The sequence below is a fragment of the Algoriphagus resistens genome (genome assembly GCF_001442615.1).
GTDB classification, from domain to species: domain Bacteria; phylum Bacteroidota; class Bacteroidia; order Cytophagales; family Cyclobacteriaceae; genus Algoriphagus; species Algoriphagus resistens.
Window position 1 is genome coordinate 367,622 of sequence record NZ_LMXN01000002.1, and the last position, 18,647, is coordinate 386,268.

15 protein-coding genes are annotated in these 18,647 nt (G+C 41.0%); 7 read left to right on the forward strand and 8 right to left on the reverse strand.

All coding sequences use genetic code 11. The annotated features are described in order from the left end of the window. Positions 1-3: 3 nt before the first annotated feature. From AS141_RS04895 to AS141_RS04920, 6 genes are all read right to left on the reverse strand, one after another. The gene (locus AS141_RS04895; RefSeq protein WP_057936509.1) at positions 4-1,629 is read right to left on the reverse strand and encodes an OmpA family protein; all 1,626 of its coding nucleotides are present in this window, start codon (positions 1,627-1,629) and stop codon (positions 4-6) included. 3 nt (positions 1,630-1,632) lie between these two features. Further along, positions 1,633-2,604, reverse strand: coding sequence for a deoxyhypusine synthase family protein (locus AS141_RS04900; protein ID WP_057936510.1), 972 nt, complete (start codon positions 2,602-2,604; stop codon positions 1,633-1,635). A 97-nt stretch (positions 2,605-2,701) separates the two neighbouring features. Then, on the reverse strand, positions 2,702-3,310 hold the full coding sequence (locus AS141_RS04905) for an OmpH family outer membrane protein (RefSeq protein ID WP_082632181.1): 609 nt from the start codon (positions 3,308-3,310) through the stop codon (positions 2,702-2,704). Between the two features lie 89 nt (positions 3,311-3,399). Then, on the reverse strand, positions 3,400-4,302 hold the full coding sequence (locus AS141_RS04910) for a histone deacetylase family protein (protein ID WP_057936511.1): 903 nt from the start codon (positions 4,300-4,302) through the stop codon (positions 3,400-3,402). Positions 4,303-4,362: 60 nt separating this feature from the next. Then, positions 4,363-4,920, reverse strand: a complete 558-nt coding sequence (locus AS141_RS04915) for a hypothetical protein (RefSeq protein ID WP_057936512.1) — start codon at positions 4,918-4,920, stop codon at positions 4,363-4,365. 369 nt (positions 4,921-5,289) lie between these two features. After that, positions 5,290-5,655 (reverse strand): phage holin family protein, encoded by a 366-nt coding sequence (locus AS141_RS04920; RefSeq protein ID WP_057936513.1) that lies wholly within the window; start codon positions 5,653-5,655, stop codon positions 5,290-5,292. A gap of 142 nt (positions 5,656-5,797) precedes the next feature. Here AS141_RS04920 and AS141_RS04925 point away from each other — a divergent pair, with 142 nt between their 5' ends. Then, on the forward strand, positions 5,798-6,547 hold the full coding sequence (locus AS141_RS04925; RefSeq protein WP_057936514.1) for an acyl-CoA desaturase: 750 nt from the start codon (positions 5,798-5,800) through the stop codon (positions 6,545-6,547). Positions 6,548-6,709: 162 nt separating this feature from the next. Further along, complete coding sequence (locus tag AS141_RS04930) at positions 6,710-7,039, forward strand: BlaI/MecI/CopY family transcriptional regulator (protein ID WP_057936515.1); 330 nt, start codon at positions 6,710-6,712, stop codon at positions 7,037-7,039. A 71-nt stretch (positions 7,040-7,110) separates the two neighbouring features. Here the strand turns inward: AS141_RS04930 and AS141_RS04935 are convergent, their stop codons facing one another. Further along, positions 7,111-10,350, reverse strand: a complete 3,240-nt coding sequence (locus AS141_RS04935; RefSeq protein WP_057936516.1) for a S41 family peptidase — start codon at positions 10,348-10,350, stop codon at positions 7,111-7,113. A 173-nt stretch (positions 10,351-10,523) separates the two neighbouring features. Here AS141_RS04935 and tyrS point away from each other — a divergent pair, with 173 nt between their 5' ends. The 3 genes from tyrS (at position 10,524) to AS141_RS04950 (ending at position 14,097) form a co-directional block, all read left to right on the forward strand. Beyond that, on the forward strand, positions 10,524-11,816 hold the full coding sequence (tyrS, locus tag AS141_RS04940; protein WP_057936517.1) for a tyrosine--tRNA ligase: 1,293 nt from the start codon (positions 10,524-10,526) through the stop codon (positions 11,814-11,816). 149 nt (positions 11,817-11,965) lie between these two features. Continuing rightward, complete coding sequence (locus AS141_RS04945; protein ID WP_057936518.1) at positions 11,966-12,667, forward strand: TetR/AcrR family transcriptional regulator; 702 nt, start codon at positions 11,966-11,968, stop codon at positions 12,665-12,667. Next, positions 12,667-14,097: an amidohydrolase family protein gene (locus tag AS141_RS04950; RefSeq protein ID WP_232424821.1), complete on the forward strand. Its 1,431-nt coding sequence runs from the start codon at positions 12,667-12,669 to the stop codon at positions 14,095-14,097. The genes AS141_RS04945 and AS141_RS04950 overlap by 1 nt, the downstream gene beginning before the upstream one ends. Positions 14,098-14,340: 243 nt before the next feature. On the opposite strand, the gene AS141_RS04955 is transcribed toward AS141_RS04950, so the two are convergent. Beyond that, complete coding sequence (locus AS141_RS04955; protein ID WP_232424834.1) at positions 14,341-15,840, reverse strand: peptide MFS transporter; 1,500 nt, start codon at positions 15,838-15,840, stop codon at positions 14,341-14,343. 346 nt (positions 15,841-16,186) lie between these two features. Here AS141_RS04955 and pckA point away from each other — a divergent pair, with 346 nt between their 5' ends. Both pckA and AS141_RS04965 read left to right on the forward strand, forming a co-directional pair. Continuing rightward, on the forward strand, positions 16,187-17,788 hold the full coding sequence (gene pckA / locus AS141_RS04960; RefSeq protein ID WP_057936520.1) for a phosphoenolpyruvate carboxykinase (ATP): 1,602 nt from the start codon (positions 16,187-16,189) through the stop codon (positions 17,786-17,788). Between the two features lie 354 nt (positions 17,789-18,142). Then, a complete protein-coding gene (locus tag AS141_RS04965) occupies positions 18,143-18,580 on the forward strand; it encodes a peptidylprolyl isomerase (protein WP_057936521.1) in 438 nt (145 codons plus the stop codon). The last annotated feature ends 67 nt before the right edge of the window (positions 18,581-18,647 follow it).

Here is an 18,647-nt window from a genome sequence, read left to right on the forward strand (position 1 = left end):
CTCCTAACGTTCTACTTCCAATTCTACTCTTCTGTTTTTTGATCTTCCTGCTTCGGTGGCGTTGGAAGCACGTGGTCTAGTGCCACCCCAGCCTGAAATTCTCAGACTCTCAAAAGGAACCCCTTGCTCGATTAAGAAATCTCTTACACTGCCGGCTCTTTCCAATGATAGCGCCTTGTTCAAGCCAGGATCGCCTGCACTATCCGTATGACCATGGATTCTTAGCTTCATTTCAGGGTTTTCTAAAAGAAATTCCGACAATTCTACCAAAGACATCTTTGTCTGCTCACCCTCCAATTCAGCAGTTCCGCGTTTGAAACTCACATTATCCAATAATACGATGCTTCCAGATTCTGCTTTTGTCATCAGCACTACTGTCGGTTCACCTATTTTTATATCACTGCGCAAAACTGTCTCAGGGAAATAGCCTTCAGCATTTACCTTAAGTTCTTTTACTTGTGAATCTACCAATTCAGAAAGTTTTAATGAATCAGCCACCGTTTTAGAGACTGCGTTGTCCCCGGTTTTCCAACTGAGAAAGAATGGTACTAATGCTTTATTTTTTGCATCTACGACAACCCACCTTATGGGGTTTTCTTCTTTTTTAGTTTTATCCTCTACAACTTTCACTTCAGGAAAACCTACTGAAGTTGCAGGGTAAATAGGAACTACTAACACTTTATTTGCTTCTTCCTGTTTTGCATCCGGGACAAATGGCTCAGGGGCAGCTACAGTAAACTCCTCGGGAATCACCAGCGGAACAACTGTTTCGAAAGTCAACAAATCTGCAAAACCATCACTGTTCTGTGTACTTGTCCAAACTACTTCCTCCTTGGTTATGAATGTAACTGACACATCTGATCCAGCAGAACTTAGCTGCTTCCAAATCACTGGCTTACTCCAATTAACCCAATCAGTCCCCATACGCTTTGCTATGAAAATATCTTTTCCCTCTGCATCCTCATGCATATTGGAAGAGAAGTACAGTTTACCAGACTCAGTATCATAGTAAGGACTCATCTCCTGTCCCATTGTATTTATGGCAGAACCAAGATTGACCGGAGTTGACCATTCAATCGGCCCGAGTTTTTCACTTATGTAGATGTCTTCGTTTCCTTTGGAATCTTTGGCTTTTCCTGAAAGAAAAATCACCTTACCGCCAGAGGCTACTCTACCGGTAACCTGTCCCGAAAGCCCTTCCAGCCCAGGGATAGTCACCTGACGAAGAAAATTCCAATCTGTGCCGAATTTTGAGTATTGATAAATCCCGAATCTTTCCCCCCCGGTATGATATACCAATAGCGTAAGTAAATCTTCCAGTCCAAGGGAGAAATCATATCCGTCGGTACTTAAATCGGCACGATGTACAGCTTCTTGCCACTCTCCGGAGTCAGACTTCTTTGTCATCCAAATATCACCGGGATCTGTAACTCCTCCGATATTGTCCGGATGAAAAGCCCGTGTGAACAGCAAGGTGTTGTCTCCAATCCAAACAGGATTCATATCATCCTGTGGGCTATTGGCTCCGGAAAGTGAAACAACTTTTTGAGCTTGGAGGTTGAATGAAAAGCAAAAAGCAAGTAGCATTGCGCCACTTGCTCTAATTAATACGTTATTGAATTTTCTCATAGTTTATTGATCAAGCACAATGGCAAATACCAAAGGTGCTACGATCGTTGCATCAGACTCAATAATAAACTTCGGAGTATCGATCCCTAGCTTTCCCCAAGTAATTTTTTCATTTGGTACAGCTCCAGAATACGAACCATAAGAAGTGGTCGAATCAGAGATTTGGCAGAAGTAGCCCCAAAGAGGCACATTTTCCCGTTGTAAATCCTGATGCAACATCGGCACCACGCATATAGGGAAGTCTCCTGCAATTCCCCCGCCAATCTGGAAAAATCCGATAGTACTTTCATCAGTAGCTGTGTTTGTGTACCATTCTGCAAGGTACATCATGTATTCAATCCCGCTACGGACAGTGTGTACATTCTTCACATCACCGGAGATGACGTGACCTGCAAACATATTTCCCAAGGTAGAATCCTCCCAGCCGGGTACGATAATAGGGATGTTCTTTTTGGCCGCTTCAAGCAACCAGCTGTTCTTTGGATCGATCTGATAAGAATCTTCCAACTTACCCGAAAGCAAGATTTTATAGAAAAACTCATGTGGAAAAAACGCTTCGCCGGACTGATCAGCCTTCACCCATTCTTCCAGGATCACATTCTCAATTCTTCGCATCGCCTCCATTTCCGGAATACAGGTATCAGTTACACGATTCATGTGCCGCTCCACTAAATCTTGCTCTTGAGCCGGAGTGAGTTCGCGGTAATTTGGAATACGCTCATAATAATCATGTGCGACCAAATTGAATACATCCTCTTCCAAATTGGCCCCGGTACAGGTGATGATTTGGATCTTGTCCTGGCGGATCATTTCTGCAAGAGAGATACCCAGCTCAGCCGTGGACATGGCCCCGGCTAAGGTAACCATCATCTTGCCTCCATTATCCAAATGGCTTTTATAACCTTCAGCAGCATCAATCAAAGCAGCAGCATTGAAGTGACGGTAATTATGCTTTAAAAATTCAGTGATTTTCATTCTATAAATTTTCGTTGGAACGCTAAAATTACCCAAATTTTCCCACAAAAAAACCCAGCTAAGGCCGGGTTTCACAAACTAGAACAAGTTTTCAGGCTTATTTTGCCGTGTCTGCAGGTGCAGCAAGATACTCTTTATTTAATCCTTCCAAAACAGCGTTTGTAAGATCAAGTGCATCATTTGCATGCCATACCCCACCACCTCTGGTATAACTTAAGATCACATCTATATCATTTTCTTCAGCATAGCCTTTCAGGTATTTCTGGACTCTGTCGTATACTTCACTATACAAAGCCGCTTCGTCAGATGATAATTCTTGCATCAAATTGTCACGGTAAGTCATTAGGTTTTGCTCTTTTTTAGCCAATTCCTCTTGCTTAGCCCTTGCCTGATTTTGCGTCATATTGCCACCAGTCTGTTGAAAAGTCTGGATCTCCTGCTCAAATCCTTTAGCCCTGCTCTGAAGGTCACCTTCAAATTTCTTTCCTTTCTCTGTAAGCTCCTCTGACTTAGTCTTGAAGTAATCGTATTTATTGATCACGCTATCGGTATAGACAAAAGCAATCTTCAAATCGCCTTGTTTAACCTCTTTTGAAACAGTTTCTCCACTTGTAGTAGAAGTTCCAGCTTTATCACAGCTGTATAAAAGCACTGTAGCAAGGCTCAATGCACCGATTAGTTTTAGTCCTCTTTTCACTTTGTTCATGTTATTGATTACAAGGGCGCAAATATAAAGAAAGTATTGATTTTACAAGAATTGACATAAGGTCTATAGTCAAATTTGACATTAGCCGCCTAGAAATATAACTCTTGGGCCAGCCTATAAACTTGGGTATGAGCTTCTACTATTTTAGCTACTTTGGAAGAATATCCTCCCCCCATACAGCACATAATGGGCGTATTGAGTGATTTTGCCAGATTTAAAACGATAGCGTCACGATTTCGCACTCCTTCTACAGTCATTGCCAACCTTCCTAATTTGTCACTTTCCAGTATATCTACCCCCGCTTGATAAATAATAAAGTCAGGCAAAAAAACCTTTACTATATTTTCCAGTTGAGATTGAAGAATCCTGAGATATTCAACATCTCCTGTCCTATCTGCTAAAGCACAATCAAGATCAGACACTTCCTTGCGGATAGGATAATTCTTCTCCCCATGCATGCTAAATGTAAAAACAGCTGGATTAGCAGTAAATATACTTGCAGTTCCATTCCCTTGATGAACGTCTAAGTCAATCACCAGAACATTCTTGCACAATTGCTTATCAATTAAATAATTAGCCGTGACAGCGATATCATTTAGCAGACAAAACCCTTCACCCCGGTCAGCAAAAGCATGATGCGTACCTCCTGCAATATTCATTGCTATTCCATGCAGTAAGGCATATTCGGCAGCTTGCACCGACCCACTTAGAATGACGATTTCCCGGCGCACCAATTGCCTTGATAGCGGAAAGCCTGTAGCCCGAATTTCAGCTTTGGATAAAGTCAAATGCTTGAGTTTATTCCAGTATTCCAGGGTATGCGTGTTCAAAATCCACTTCTCATCCAGCTTTTCGGGTTCAAAAAAGTTCTCCTGTTTTACAATTCCTTCATGCAGCAGTTGGCCGGGAAGCAATTCGTATTTCTCCATCGGAAATCTATGGCCGTCCGGCAAGGGATGCATATAAATAGGTGAATAGGCGATTTTTAACATAAAAAAACGCTTGTGTTGAGCAAGCGTTAGTATTTTTTCTAATCCAGGATAGGTTAATGCTTAATCTTCCTCTTCTTCAGATTGAAATGTATACATGGTATCATCAAGTTCCAACGTATCTTCATTAAATTCTTTAATAAAGTTTGAAATCACGATGTCGTCGATATGATCCACATTTAAGGCAGCATCCACTCCGATCCCAAAATCATGGTGGGTATCCACGTCCACGAATTCTTGTACTTTCACACTTTCTTCTTCTTCTATTTCCATGATGATCTCGGTGATAAACCATCCTATCTCTTCCTCCTCACTAGTCAACGGTTTTAAATTACCATTTTCATCCTCTTCATAGGATATACCTTTGAAATTCGGGAATTTCTGAGCAGCCTTGTGCTCAGCTAGTTCATACACTTCACTAGAATGATGTAATCTAAGGGTATAAAGCGCAGCATCGTAAATCACCTCTTTACCTTGAAATATTCCTATGAAATAGAAATTCACAAACTCGTCCGAGTTTTCTTCATCTGGAATGATTTTAAACGTTTTCTTGAGCTTTCCTAACTCTTCCTTTAGCTCCGCAATGCGCTGAGGATCAAAACCTGGATTTGAGATTGCCATGGGTCAAATATTTAAAGAATATATATTTTAAGTGATTAGCAATTCAATAGTACTAAATCCTATAGTAATATAACATTAAAATTTAATCGAATTTAATTAAATCCACTAAGTCCAATGAAAAATTTGCTATAAAATTGAGTAATTCTAAGGATTGTAAATAGCTGAAAAAGAAGTAGAAACCTCTATTAATCTCCTGGATTACCCTAAAGAATACCAGATTGTCCCTTTTAAAATTCACAAAACCTGTAACGGCTAAAATAGTAAAGCCGCCGGCAAAGCTATTCCGTTAAAGCAGTTTCATTCAGGTTTTTGGGCTTTTTATTAAATTTAACTTTTCCTTCTGATTTTCAGTGATTTATACTATTATTTTTATTTAGTAAGGTTCAAATCATTTCCAAAAAGTGAATTAATTAGGCTCACAACTATTGCGAACAAAATTGCCCACCAAAAACCATCAACCTCAAAACCAGGGATAATGCGATCAGCCAGCATGATCATGAGCGCATTAATTACCAGCAAAAACAGACCGAGAGTCAGTACAGTGATAGGAAAAGTCAACAATATCAACAAAGGTTTTAGCGTAATGTTTATCAAAATAATGACCGCTGCCAATAAAAATCCCGTCATAACGGTATCAATATGAATACCTGACAGAAAAAATTCTGCAATAAGCACGGCTATCCCGCCTAGAAAGATTTTAACTAGAAAATTGAAGGGTTTAGTAGTCTTTTCCATAAAAATAAATTTACAGCTTTAAGTTAATATTCCTCAAAAGTTGACAAATATCATGTCCTAAAAATGAATGGAACAGACTGGAAATTCGTTACTTGTTTTGCGTTGTAGTATATTTGCAGCCTTAACATAAATTCTACGCTGAGTGATAATAATCATCTTCTTCTTGTTGCATTGGTATTTCTCCTTGTTCTGCCAAAGTTTCTTCCTACACCGGTACGCTGCCCACCAGATGTTCTATATGAACAAATATTGGGAAAAATTCTTCTATTTCTTTACATGGATGTGGCAGGGAAGTTCCTATTTGTCCCCTAGAGCCTATGCCATTCTACACAGAATGCACCATGCCTATAGCGATACCCCAAAAGATCCCCATAGTCCCCATCACACCGAGAATTTGTTTACCATGATGTGGAAGACAAAGAATATTTACAATGAATATTTTTCTTTTCGTCTGAAACCCGAAGAGAGATTCTCTAAGGATATTCCTGATTGGACCAAATTTGACAAATTTGCGGACACCATGCTTGTAAGAGTAAGCTGGGGATTACTGTACGTTGCCATCTATATACTTTGTATTTCGGTCTTTGATATGCCAGGTACACATTGGTGGATGTATTTCCTTCTGCCTATTCACTTCCTCATGGGGCCTGTACACGGAGCTATTGTAAACTGGAGCGGGCACAAATATGGCTATGCAAATTTTGACAACAACGATCAGTCGAAAAACAGTCTTTTACTAGATGTTTTAATGCTAGGAGAACTGTTCCAAAACAATCACCACAAACTACCAAATAGACCTAATTTTGCTGTTAAGTGGTACGAGTTTGATCCCACTTATCCAATTGTAAAACTGCTGCATCTCACACGGATAATCAAGCTAAGACCTGCATAACTTAATGGCCTCAAAATGAGGCCATTTTTATTGAACTTGATAAATTAGGATACGAACGTCACATCTCTTTGGTTAAAAAATATTAAAAGTAAAGGTGATTTTCTTTGCAATTGTGAAACTAAACGAATAATTTTCTTGCAATTAAAACTTAACGCCTTATTTATGAAACCATTAACAAGAGCAGAAGAGGAGATCATGCAGATTCTCTGGGATATCGAACGAGGGTTCGTGAAAGATATCCTTACTCCTATGACCGAACCAAAACCCGCGTACAACACTGTGTCAACGATTGTTAGGATTTTGGAGCGAAAAGGATTTGTAAGTCACAAATCTTACGGTAAAAGCCATGAGTACTTTCCAATAGTATCGAAAGATGAATATCGTTCATTCATTATAAAGAAAATGCTGGATGGTTATTTCGAAAATTCGTTCGGAAAACTCACTGATTTTTTCAAAAATGATGAAACACTGAATACAAAGTCGTATCAATAATCATTTTTGAAAAAGTACGGAAGAACAAAGAAACCCGGTAATGCTACCGGGTTTTTCTGTTTCTTTATTTTTCAATCTATCTCCTTTAACAATTCTTCTACTGCTTTTTGAAGTTGCTGATCTTCACCTTGATCGATTTTACCTGGCATGTTTTTTACTTCAAATTGAGGTCTTGTCTCATTGTTCTCCAGCCACTCCCCTGATTTATTCTTAGCGGATATAGGCACGGCTCCCCAGCGTGATCCATCTGGCAAAGCCTCCCATCCGGCAAACGAGCAGGTGCCCGGCGTAGGCATTCCCACTGTCTTTCCAATAGCTAAATCAGTGTACCCGCAGGCGAAGCAATGGCCATCAGAATAATTGGCTTCATTGAACATCGCAAGTGTTGGCTTAGTCCATCGAGCTGTAGGTTCATAACCCACTTCCCTCGACTCAGTAGCGTAAGTCAAAAATTTCTCCCCAGTAAAGAACATAGCCAAGTCGGCTACTAAATCCCCCCCTCCATTGAACCTGGTGTCTACAATTACGGCCTCACTATCGTGGTATTTGCCCATCATCTCCTCATACACGTTTCTATAGGGACCATCACTCATGCCGGGAATGTGCACATAGCCAAGCTTTCCATCGCTCAGGCTGTCTACCTCAGCTTGATTCATTTTTACCCAACGCTTATACAATAATTGATTTTCAGTTCTGAGTGAAATCGGCTTGACCGTCACTTGTTTTCTCTGGTCTGATTCTGGATTTATCAGTTCAAGCAAAGTGTAGGTATCCGCTTTTCTGTTGAGGAACTTTGCTATATCACTTTCAGGGGTTAGAGTCTGACCATCTATTTTCTCGATAATCATTCCCTTTTTGATGTCCAAACCTGTTTTATCCAAAGGTCCTCCTTTAATGACCTCAGTGATTTTAATGCCGTCTCCTTGATATTTATAATCCCAAAATATACCCAATGCTGCTGTCGCATCAGCCATATCCACAGTTCTTGAGTACCTGGACCCGGCATGCGATACATTCAATTCACCTATCATCTCTGAGATCATTTCAGAAAACTCGTAGCTATTGCCGATGGATGGAAGATACTTTTCATAATCAACCCTGGAAGAATCCCAGTCAACTCCATGCATATCCGGGGTATAGAATATGCCTTTGGTTCGGAGCCATACGTGTTCAAACATATAAGCCATTTCTGCTTCCTTATCATAGGTCATTTCACCCGAAATCTTAATCACTTCTTTTTTCATTCCCTCAGGATTGATCTTGGATATGCTTCCATTGCTAAGAAGGTAAAGATTTTTTTGCTCCTTGTCCCAAGTCAAATTGGCATAACTGGCATCCAAACTGAGTTCCTGCTTTGTCTCCTTGGTTCTAAGATCTGTACTCCATAAATTCATTCCCTTCTCAAATGCTGCCAAATAATAAAGTTTATCTCCATCTTTTGACAAAACAGCATCTCCCAGTGAAGAAGAATGTATAGTCAATTTAGCTTTACGATCTTCTATTCCCTCCCACTCAAACTTCAAATCCTCAATTTTTTTATCTTTATCTTTCTCTTTATCATCATTTGATTTATCGTCTTTCTCTTCCTTCTTATTGACTTTTTCGATTTCCTTCATCAAGTCAAAGTCCTCTTTGGACAGGGTGAATTTTTCCCAGGCAGCCTTATCAAAAAAGAGGGTATATACATCATGCTGACTTTGCCCACTGGTAGCATAACTCCGCAGACCATCACGGTTGGAAAACCACAGCATTTGCTTCCCCTCGTTCACCCACATTGCGTTTTCATCTCCATATCCGCTTTTGGTAAGGTTTTTCATCTTCTGCTTTCCGGAAGCATCCAAGAGCACGACTTCGGAATTAGCCATTGTAGGTCTGTAAGTTGCCAGAAGCCACTTGCTATCCGGAGCCCAGGTGAAATATTGATCTCCGTCACGCATATGAAAAAGCTCATCAGGAGTCATGAGCGTAACAGTTTCCCCGGATGCCAGATCCAACACTTTTAGCGTTCTTCTGTCTTCTACAAAAGCCAGTTTTTTTCCATCAGGGGAAAATCTGGGTAGGTATGCCTCTCCTTCTGTCTTTACAAGGGGTTTCTCCTTCAATAATGTGGCAGCAAAGAAGAAAGGCTCTTCCTCCCTTACTTTTATACTTTGAAAAATCTGCCATTTGCCATCTCTTTCACTTGCATAGACGAGTGATTTTCCGTCTGGAGCAAATTCCACAAAGCGCTCTTGCTCTGGAGTATTTGTGATTCTTTTAGTTAGTGAACCGTCCACAGAAGTTACGAAAACCTCTCCTCTGGCCACGAAAGCAATCTCTTTCCCATTAGGGGAAATGGACATTTCCTTTACACCGCCATTGATGGAAATGTAATTATCAGAGTTGCTGATAGCTTGTGTCTTAACTGAAACTGAAAGCTTCTTTGGAGTTTCCCCTTTGCGGAGCGTATAGAGTTCTCCATCGTATCCAAAGCTCATCAATCCATCATCGGAAATACTCAGAAAACGGACTGGGAAATTCTCCAATGTAGTGAGTGCCTCTGTTTGCGAAGAATCGGCAATATTCCTTGCAAAGACATTGAAACTTCCATTGGCCTCACTCAGGTAATAGATCTCCGATTCGTCAGGTGAAAAGACGGGATTTCTATCCTCTCCGTAGAAGGTTGTCAGCATTTTATGGGTATCGGCTTGGGTATCGTACAGCCAAATATCTCTGGCAATACTAGATTGATGGTGCTTACGCCACTCATTTTCACCTCCCTTTTTGTCGTGATAGATCATCTTGCTTCCGTCCTTGCTGACTTTTGCATATTCAGCAGGAATAGTCAGGAGCTGATCTATCCTTCCACCTTTTCTAGGAACTGAATACAGTTCAGGCTGTGAACCGGTAGGATATTGCCTGTGCTCAGCTATATCCATCCGCTGGGCCCCAAATATCACCGATCGGTCGTCGGCAGAGAATTCAAATGGCTGTTCATCATTCGAATGAAATGTAAGTCTTGTGGCAGGACCACCTTCCGGGCTCATGGTAAATACATCAAAGTTACCGTAGCGATCAGAGGCGAAAGCGATGGTTTTTCCGTCATGACTCCATACAGCCTGATAATCATGCGCCTCGTGAAAAGTAATCTGTCTGGCAGTTCCTCCTGAGCTTGGTACCAAATAAAGATCACCTTTGTAGGTAAAGGCAATGTGGGTTCCATCAGGAGAAATAGCCGGATATCGCATCCATTTAGGAGCTTCTTGAGCTATTGTGAAATTGCCCGGTAAAAAGCAGACGAGCAATGCAAAAACCGTTAATCTTTTAGCCATAAAGTTGGATTTAGTGTTTCAAATTAATCAAAAAATAAATTTGAATTACCTGGCTTTATTTGATCGGTGCTATTGAGCATACTTAGGATTAAAATCCAATAATGTATCAAAGCTTTCCTTCATTCCTTGAGTATACAAGGCTATATTTGCACCTCGAAAAATCAACTCATAGGATGAACTCATTTATAGAAGAATTACGCTGGAGAGGCATGCTTCAGGATATGACCCCCGAAATCGAAGAACACCTGACTAAAGGCATGGCTTCGGCATATCTGGGGTTTGACCCTACGGCAGATTCCCTACATATCGGTCACTTAGTAGGTGTGATGACCTTATTGCATTTCCAGCGTGCAGGGCATAAGCCATTTGCCCTGGTAGGCGGTGCTACCGGGATGATAGGAGATCCTTCCTTCAAATCCGCGGAGAGAAATCTCTTGGATAAAGTTACCCTGGATCATAATGTAGCTTGCATTCAAGGCCAGCTTGCGAAGTTTTTGGATTTTTCCGGTTCTACTTCCAATAAAGCCGAGCTGGTGAATAACTACGACTGGATGTCTCAATTCAGCTTTTTGGACTTTATCCGCGATATAGGTAAACATATCACTGTGAATTACATGATGTCCAAGGATTCTGTAAAAAGACGACTTGAAGACGGAAATGGCCTTTCATTCACAGAATTCACGTATCAGTTGATCCAGGGTTACGATTTTTATCATCTGTGGAAAAATAAAAACTGCTCTATTCAGCTGGGTGGATCAGATCAATGGGGGAATATCGTAACAGGCACCGAATTGATCCGAAAAATAGGCGGAGGAAGTGCTTATGCCTTGACTGTTCCCCTGATCACTAAGGCAGACGGAAGCAAGTTCGGTAAAACCGAAGGCGGTTCTGTATGGCTGGATCCTGAGAAAACCTCTCCCTATGCATTCTATCAGTTTTGGCTAAATGTGTCTGATGAAGATGCTGCGAAATACATCAGAATCTTTACCGTTTTGGATCAGGAGATAATTGAAAAGCTTGAATCCGAGCATGCCGAAGCTCCTCACCTACGGATATTGCAAAAAGAAATAGCCAAGCAAATCACCATCATGGTTCATAGTGAATCTGATTTTGACATGGCTGTGAAGGCTTCAGAGATATTATTCGGCAAGTCATCCACGGAAGATTTGGCTGCCCTGGATGAGCGCACTTTCTTACAGGTTTTTGAAGGAGTTCCCCAGGTGCAGATTAGCCAAGAGGACTATTCAGGATTGAATTCTGTTTTGGATCTCTTTGGAGACATTACCGAAGGGGTTGTTTTTGCATCAAAAGGCGAGGCCAGAAAAATGATCCAGGGAGGCGGAGTAAGCATCAATAAAGAGAAGCTATCGGATCCGAATGCTGAGATAAACTTGACTCTTCTTCAAAACAAATATCTTCTTGTCCAAAAAGGAAAGAAAAATTATTACATCGTGGAAGTGAAGTAAGTGCGTGATACTCACTCTAAAAAGGGCTTTAGGGAATACCTAAGGCCTTTTTTTATGAAATACAGCTAAATAAAACCTAAATCAAAAGCCTATTTTTGACCCTAGTTTAATATCTTTGAATTCTATTTTTAGTAAACTAATTAAAATCCATGGCAGGAGAGAAAAATAAGGAAAAACTCATTCTAGATTCAGCTGTAGCACTCTTCACTTCCAAAGGCTATCTAGCCACCCGAATGGAGGATGTGGCCAAAGCAGCAGGAATAAGCAAGGGACTAACTTATTTCTACTACAAGAATAAGGAAGATCTTTTCATGGCTTTGACAAAGAAAGCCTTCGATCAATTCAAAGATGAATTTCGGGACGAATGGTCAAATAGGACCAAAGGAAAAACAGGATTGGATATGCTGTGCTCACTACTGGTGAGGATTGTTGCCTTTGCAAAAACAAACCAAGTATATTACGATTCAATTCTCAATTTTCTCGACCTTCTCAAGAAGTATAACAATCCGGAAACCAGGAAATCAATTGATCCGAAAACGCTGGAATCTACCCATTTTCAGAAGCTACTCGAAGTCCATCATGATCCTGCTAAAATCGGAATTATGATGGTAAGCCAAGGGATCAAGGATGGAAGTATTCGTGCGGAGCTACAACCGGAAATTACTTTCTACACCGTTTGGAGTATGATTATTGGCTATGAGAAAATGCTCGGACCGATAGAATATGAAGGAAAAGATCTTAAAGTACACGCCGAAAACTGGGAGCCTGGTTTCCTTCGCCTGATGCAGGAAATGCTAAAAGGAACTATTCAAGCAACCAAGAAAACTACAGTGCAGACTAGTTTATTTTGATGATGAATAGGAACTATATTTTTCTTGCAGTTCTGATACTTTCAGCCTGTCAATCCAAAACAAAAGTGGATCTGGTCATTAAAAATGCCACAATACTGGACATTCAAGAGGGTACTCTATCAGAGAGCAGGTTTGTTATAATAAATGCCGATACCATCATGGAAGTTGGAGATGGATCAATGATGGAAAAATACCATCCTGCCAGGGAATTGGATATAGATGGTAACTACCTGATGCCGGGCCTTTGGGATAACCATGTCCATTTTGGAGGGGCGGAATACATCGATGAAAATGAACAACTTTTACCACTTTATCTGGCATTTGGAGTGACCACGGTCAGGGATGCAGCTGGTGATATCAGCCTTGAAGTTCTGAAATGGAGGGATGAAATAAATGCAGGAGACAGAATTGGTCCGGATATTCTGACTTCAGGACCAAAACTGGAAGGAATCGAGTCGATTTGGCCCGGAGACCTTGAAGTAGGTACGGAACATGAATTAGATGAAGCACTGGATTCCCTGGATAAGTTGAAGGTAGATTTTATCAAAATCACTGATAACACGCTAGAACCTCAACTATTCCTGAAAGCTGTACAAAAGGCAACTGCAAGGGGCTATAGTGTTTCAGGTCATATTCCAGCTGAGCTGACACTTGATCAAGTATCCAAAGCAGGACAAAAGACAGTAGAACACCTTTCTTACCTGCTGAGGGCTACAACTCCTCATGAGGCAGAAATTTCCAAAGGAAGGGCGGAAGGTACACTTAGTGGTGCTAATGCTGCTGAACTTCAGTCAAATACTTTTGATGAAGCTGTGACTCTGAAAAACTTCCAACAGCTGGCCAAGCAGGGAACTGCAGTAGTCCCTACGCTCTTGATTAGTTATAACATCGCTTATCTGGACGAAAATGATTTTGCCAATGATACTATCCTCGATTATTTGGGACCTCAGTTGAAAGAAAGCTACCAATGGAGAATTCAACGGATGGCCGGGGAAAATGAAGCCACTAAACAAGCCAGAAAGCAAGCTTTTGAAACAGTGTCCAATCTCATTCCGCTCGTAAAAAAATCAGGTATGAAGATCATTGCCGGCACAGACGCCGGGTATCTTAATACCTATGATTTCCCTGGTTTGGCAATACATTTGGAGCTTCAAAAACTGGTTGAATATGGCCTGACTCCACAGGAAGCATTGATCGCATCGGTGATAAACGGCCCAGGATATTTTAATTTCAGAGAATTTGGTTCCGTACAGCAAGGCAAAGCTGCAAATCTTATAGTCCTTTCTAAAAATCCTCTGGAAGATATCTCAGCCACCCTTAGTATTGAAGGTGTGGTGAAAGACGGCAAGGTTTATACTAGATCTGATTTGGACAGCATGCTTGCAGAGATTAAATCGTGGGTTTCGGCAAAAGAAGAGAGACTTCCCTGATCCTATTCGACAATTTCCCAGGAGGATTCAAATGATTTTTATAGTAGAAGAGGCAATCTTAAAACTCATAAATATCACATTGAGCAGCTTTCTAGCTGTGGACGAAACATACCTTCCTTACCCAATAAAAGGCTTCGGCTTTCGCACCTTATAAAGTCTGGCGACTCAGCCTGATAGGAAAAGCGGATTATGAGATAGGCCCCGACTTATATCTACTTAACTCTGATAAAATGAGTTCTCTACTCAGTGTACATCATCCATCATTTTCCTTATCACAGGCTTGAGTAGCAATAGCACTGCGGCAGATCCAAAGACTGTATAAACGATCAACATATATTGATCTGGCATTTGGGCCAATGCTTCCTCTGTACCACCACTTGCTTCACCTGCTATCAATCCGGCAAAAAGATTTCCCAGGGCATTTGATAAAAACCAGATTCCCATCATTTGCCCGGTATATCCATTTGGCGCCAATTTGGTTACCAAGCTAAGTCCAACAGGAGATAAACTCAATTCACCGAATGTATGGAGCATAAAGGTAACCAATAGCCAAGTTGGCGCAGCGAGATCGCCTGACGCTGCGATTTTGGTCGCGAAATACATCACAAAAAAACCAAGTCCCAGAAATAAAAGACCAAATGTGAACTTCAGCGGAGAGCTAGGTTCAAGGTTTCTTCTGCCCAGCCATACCCAAAGCGCTCCAAACACAGGCGCGAAAATGACGATAAAAAGAGAGTTCACGGACTGGAAATAACTGGTAGGAATTTCCCAACCCATGATGGTGCGATCTGTAAATCGTTCTGCAAACAGATTCAAAGTAGATCCAGCCTGCTCAAAACCAGACCAGAACATTGCAGTGAAAAGAAATAAAATAGCAATTACCCCTACCTTGTTTTTGTCTGACTTGTTGAGTCCTCCAAAAACTATTACATAACCCAGATAACCGAAAACTACCAAAGCGATAATCGTACCCGAAGCCCCTGCAATGGTAGAAACATTGACTGGTATCACTCCCATGAAGAGTACTCCAACGATTGCAATCAAGGCAATGCATATATAGGTCACCAAAGATCTCAACTTCTTTTGACCTGAAATCTCTTTTTCGGTCACCACTAAAGGAGGTTCTCCGTATCCTTCCAATATTCCCCCTGATAGTTTATACTGAATTAGGCCAAAAACCATCCCTAACCCTGCAAGCCCAAAACCAAGGTGCATATCATATGTTGCAAGGGTACCACAGGCAATTGGGGCGATAAATCCACCGAGGTTGATTCCCATATAGAAAATAGAAAAACCTGCATCACGCTTTGTGCTTCCTTTTGGATAAAGCTGTCCTACTATCGAGCTGATATTTGGCTTTAAAAGCCCAGTACCCACTACAATTAATATTAAGCCCAAAAAGAACGAGGAGGTATCAAGAGTACTCAATTCGGATTTGATCGAATGATCACCTGTAAACAAAGCCATTACTCCCGGAAGAGCCATCGTGAAGTGACCTATTGCAATGATAATCCCTCCATACCACACTGATTTTTTCAGTCCGAAAAGCCTATCTGCAAGCCAGCCTCCCGGCAAGGCCAAAAGATAAACGCCCATAGTATATAGGCCATAAATAGCTCCGGAAGTCTGGTCATCAAAGCCCAAACCACCTTCAGAGATAGTCATGGTCATAAATAGTATGAGCAATGCCCGCATGCCATAGTAGCTGAATCGTTCCCACATTTCTGTGAAAAAGAGTGTCATCAGACCTTTGGGATGGCCAAAAATAGTAGGCCCGTCAAATTCAGGAGTATGTTGTTTTTCCAAGGAAAGTTTTATTTGGGTGAAATCAATTTTGCAATGATAAACCTTTTTAGGCCTTGTTTCCAAAGTTAAAGCCGCTGAATTATAGGTTTGTGCCTAATTATTACACCATTGGGGAAATAGTTTCGCATCCCACGCGGCTAAGTGCGAACCGCTTCCCAAATAAACATCTGTTTTTCAAATGCAATCGATTGTAATTAAAAATAAAGCACATTTGTTTGTTTTTTTTAGAAGGTATTTCAGTAGTTTTGTGAAGACAATTTTCAGATTGTAAACCCAAATATTTATGCAGGAACTAGATCTGGCTACCCAGACCTCCCCCCTTGCTTTTCTCCGTACTACGACAAACAGAAAAGTTCACATCAATCTTCCGCCGGCAGAGCTAGTGGAAATTGCTTTAGCGCGCAAGGAAGGTAAACTAACATCCACAGGCGCATTGATGGCCGACACCGGCACATTCACAGGAAGATCCCCCAAAGACCGATACATCGTCCTGGACGATAAAACCAAAGACTCAGTCTGGTGGGGAGATATTAACATTCCATTTGATGCTGGAAAATTCAGTTTGCTAATGGACAAAATGAAAGCATTTTTAGCTGACAAGGAACTCTTTGTGCGAGATGCCTATGCCGGGGCTGATGCGAATTACAGACTCAAGTTGAAGGTGATCAATACCAAGGCGTGGCACAATCTCTTCTGCTATAATATGTTTTTGAGGCCGTCGGAAATTGAATTGCGAGATTTCGAACATGACTTTACCATCATTTGTGCTCCGGATTTCGAAGCTGATCCCAAAACTGATGGCACCTTAAACCCAAATTTTGCAATAATCAATCTCACAGAACGAATCATTCTGATTGGAGGTACTGCCTATGCAGGTGAGATAAAAAAGGGTATTTTTTCAGTATTAAATTTCATTCTTCCCCATGATCGAAATGTCCTTTCTATGCATTGCTCCGCAAATGTGGGATCAACCGGGGATACGGCTATTTTCTTTGGGTTATCAGGAACAGGGAAAACCACCCTTTCGGCGGATCCAAATAGAGATTTAATAGGAGATGATGAGCATGGCTGGACTGAAGAAGGAATATTCAACTTCGAAGGTGGATGCTATGCCAAAGTCATTGATTTAAGCAAAGAGAAAGAACCCGAAATCTGGAATGCAATAAAATTCGGATCCATTGTAGAAAACACACGATTCAAGCTAAATTCCAGAGAAGTGGATTTTGCGAATAAGTCTATTACCGAAAATACCCGAACGGCCTACCCTATTGATTATATACCAAATGCACTGGTGCCATCTAAGGCCGGAATACCGAAGAATATATTCTTCCTGACTGCAGATGCTTTTGGAGTGATCCCTCCTATTTCCAAGTTGGACAAAAGTCAGGCTATGTATCATTTCATTTCCGGATACACAGCTAAGGTAGCTGGTACAGAAATGGGGATCACGGAACCAAAACTGACATTTTCAGCATGTTTTGGAGCAGCATTCCTCCCACTGCACCCAGCCAAATATGCTACTTTGTTTGGGGAAAAAATGGAGAAGTATAATACCAATGTATGGTTAATCAATACAGGTTGGACTGGGGGGCCTTACGGAGTGGGATCCAGAATGAAGCTAGTTTATACCAGGGCGATGATTACCGCAGCTCTAGAGGGAAAATTAGACCATGCTAAATTTAGTGAGCACCGCGTTTTTGGATTTCATATGCCACTGGAATGTCCAAACGTGCCATCGGAAATTCTAGACCCGAGGCAAACCTGGAAGGACAAGGAGGCCTATGATAAACAGGCGAAAGAATTAGCGCAGGCATTTAAGGCAAATTTCGAAAAATTCAAGGAATTTTCATCTGATGTTATTCTACAAGGAGGGCCACTTCTCTGAATAAAAGAAAGTTCAAAAAATGTGAATGCTAATTTGTATACCCTTTGCCTATTTGGTTCGCTTGAAACTACATTCCTACAATAAATACTACGTGTATCCCCAACGGTGCACGTAGTAAATTCACATTAAAAAACACCACTTTCTCCTCGTTGCGGAGAATAACCAGATTTATCGCCTAGCTACCACCACATTTAATTTACATGCAGTCAACCTTCTGCTCATAGAGAACCAATTAGAATTCATAAAATCATCTATTGTATAATTAATGTATCAAATCTTATCTTAATTATTATATTTTTGCCCCAGTTAAGAATATAAAAGCTCCTGATTGGAACATACGATAACCTGATAAAAATGAAGACAGCAGAATTGATTACAGAGAAAGGTACAATGAAAGTGGAGTTTTATGAGAAGGACGCGCCGATTGCAGTCCAAAACTTCATTGATCTTGCCAATAAAGGATTTTACGATGGACTGACTTTTCACAGAGTTATTCCAAATTTTGTGATTCAGGGCGGCTGCCCCAAAGGAAATGGAACCGGTGGACCTGGGTACCACATAAAATGTGAACTGGATGGGGAGAATCAATACCATGATCGTGGGGTGCTTTCTATGGCGCATGCAGGTAGAAATACTGGAGGATCCCAGTTCTTCATCTGTCATAGTAGGGACAATACTGCCCATTTAGACAGAAATCACACCTGCTTCGGTAAAGTGGTAGAAGGTTTGGACGTGATTGATGAGATAAAAGCAGGTGACAAAATCGAGAAGATTGTCGTTTCTGAATCTTAAAAAATTCTAGTTACATTGATATGCCCTCATTAGCAAATCTGCTTCTGAGGGCATTTTTTATTCCTGT

What these genes read in the sequence shown, in the direction of transcription:
- AS141_RS04895 (WP_057936509.1), bottom strand. Translation starts at nt 1,629, where the DNA reads ATGAGAAAATTCAATAACGTATTAATTAGAGCAAGTGGCGCAATGCTA.
- AS141_RS04900 (WP_057936510.1), bottom strand. Translation starts at nt 2,604, where the DNA reads ATGAAAATCACTGAATTTTTAAAGCATAATTACCGTCACTTCAATGCT.
- AS141_RS04905 (WP_082632181.1), bottom strand. Translation starts at nt 3,310, where the DNA reads ATGAACAAAGTGAAAAGAGGACTAAAACTAATCGGTGCATTGAGCCTT.
- AS141_RS04910 (WP_057936511.1), bottom strand. Translation starts at nt 4,302, where the DNA reads ATGTTAAAAATCGCCTATTCACCTATTTATATGCATCCCTTGCCGGAC.
- AS141_RS04915 (WP_057936512.1), bottom strand. Translation starts at nt 4,920, where the DNA reads ATGGCAATCTCAAATCCAGGTTTTGATCCTCAGCGCATTGCGGAGCTA.
- AS141_RS04920 (WP_057936513.1), bottom strand. Translation starts at nt 5,655, where the DNA reads ATGGAAAAGACTACTAAACCCTTCAATTTTCTAGTTAAAATCTTTCTA.
- AS141_RS04930 (WP_057936515.1), top strand. Translation starts at nt 6,710, where the DNA reads ATGAAACCATTAACAAGAGCAGAAGAGGAGATCATGCAGATTCTCTGG.
- AS141_RS04935 (WP_057936516.1), bottom strand. Translation starts at nt 10,350, where the DNA reads ATGGCTAAAAGATTAACGGTTTTTGCATTGCTCGTCTGCTTTTTACCG.
- tyrS (WP_057936517.1), top strand. Translation starts at nt 10,524, where the DNA reads ATGAACTCATTTATAGAAGAATTACGCTGGAGAGGCATGCTTCAGGAT.
- AS141_RS04945 (WP_057936518.1), top strand. Translation starts at nt 11,966, where the DNA reads ATGGCAGGAGAGAAAAATAAGGAAAAACTCATTCTAGATTCAGCTGTA.
- AS141_RS04950 (WP_232424821.1), top strand. Translation starts at nt 12,667, where the DNA reads ATGATGAATAGGAACTATATTTTTCTTGCAGTTCTGATACTTTCAGCC.
- AS141_RS04955 (WP_232424834.1), bottom strand. Translation starts at nt 15,840, where the DNA reads ATGACACTCTTTTTCACAGAAATGTGGGAACGATTCAGCTACTATGGC.
- pckA (WP_057936520.1), top strand. Translation starts at nt 16,187, where the DNA reads ATGCAGGAACTAGATCTGGCTACCCAGACCTCCCCCCTTGCTTTTCTC.
- AS141_RS04965 (WP_057936521.1), top strand. Translation starts at nt 18,143, where the DNA reads ATGAAGACAGCAGAATTGATTACAGAGAAAGGTACAATGAAAGTGGAG.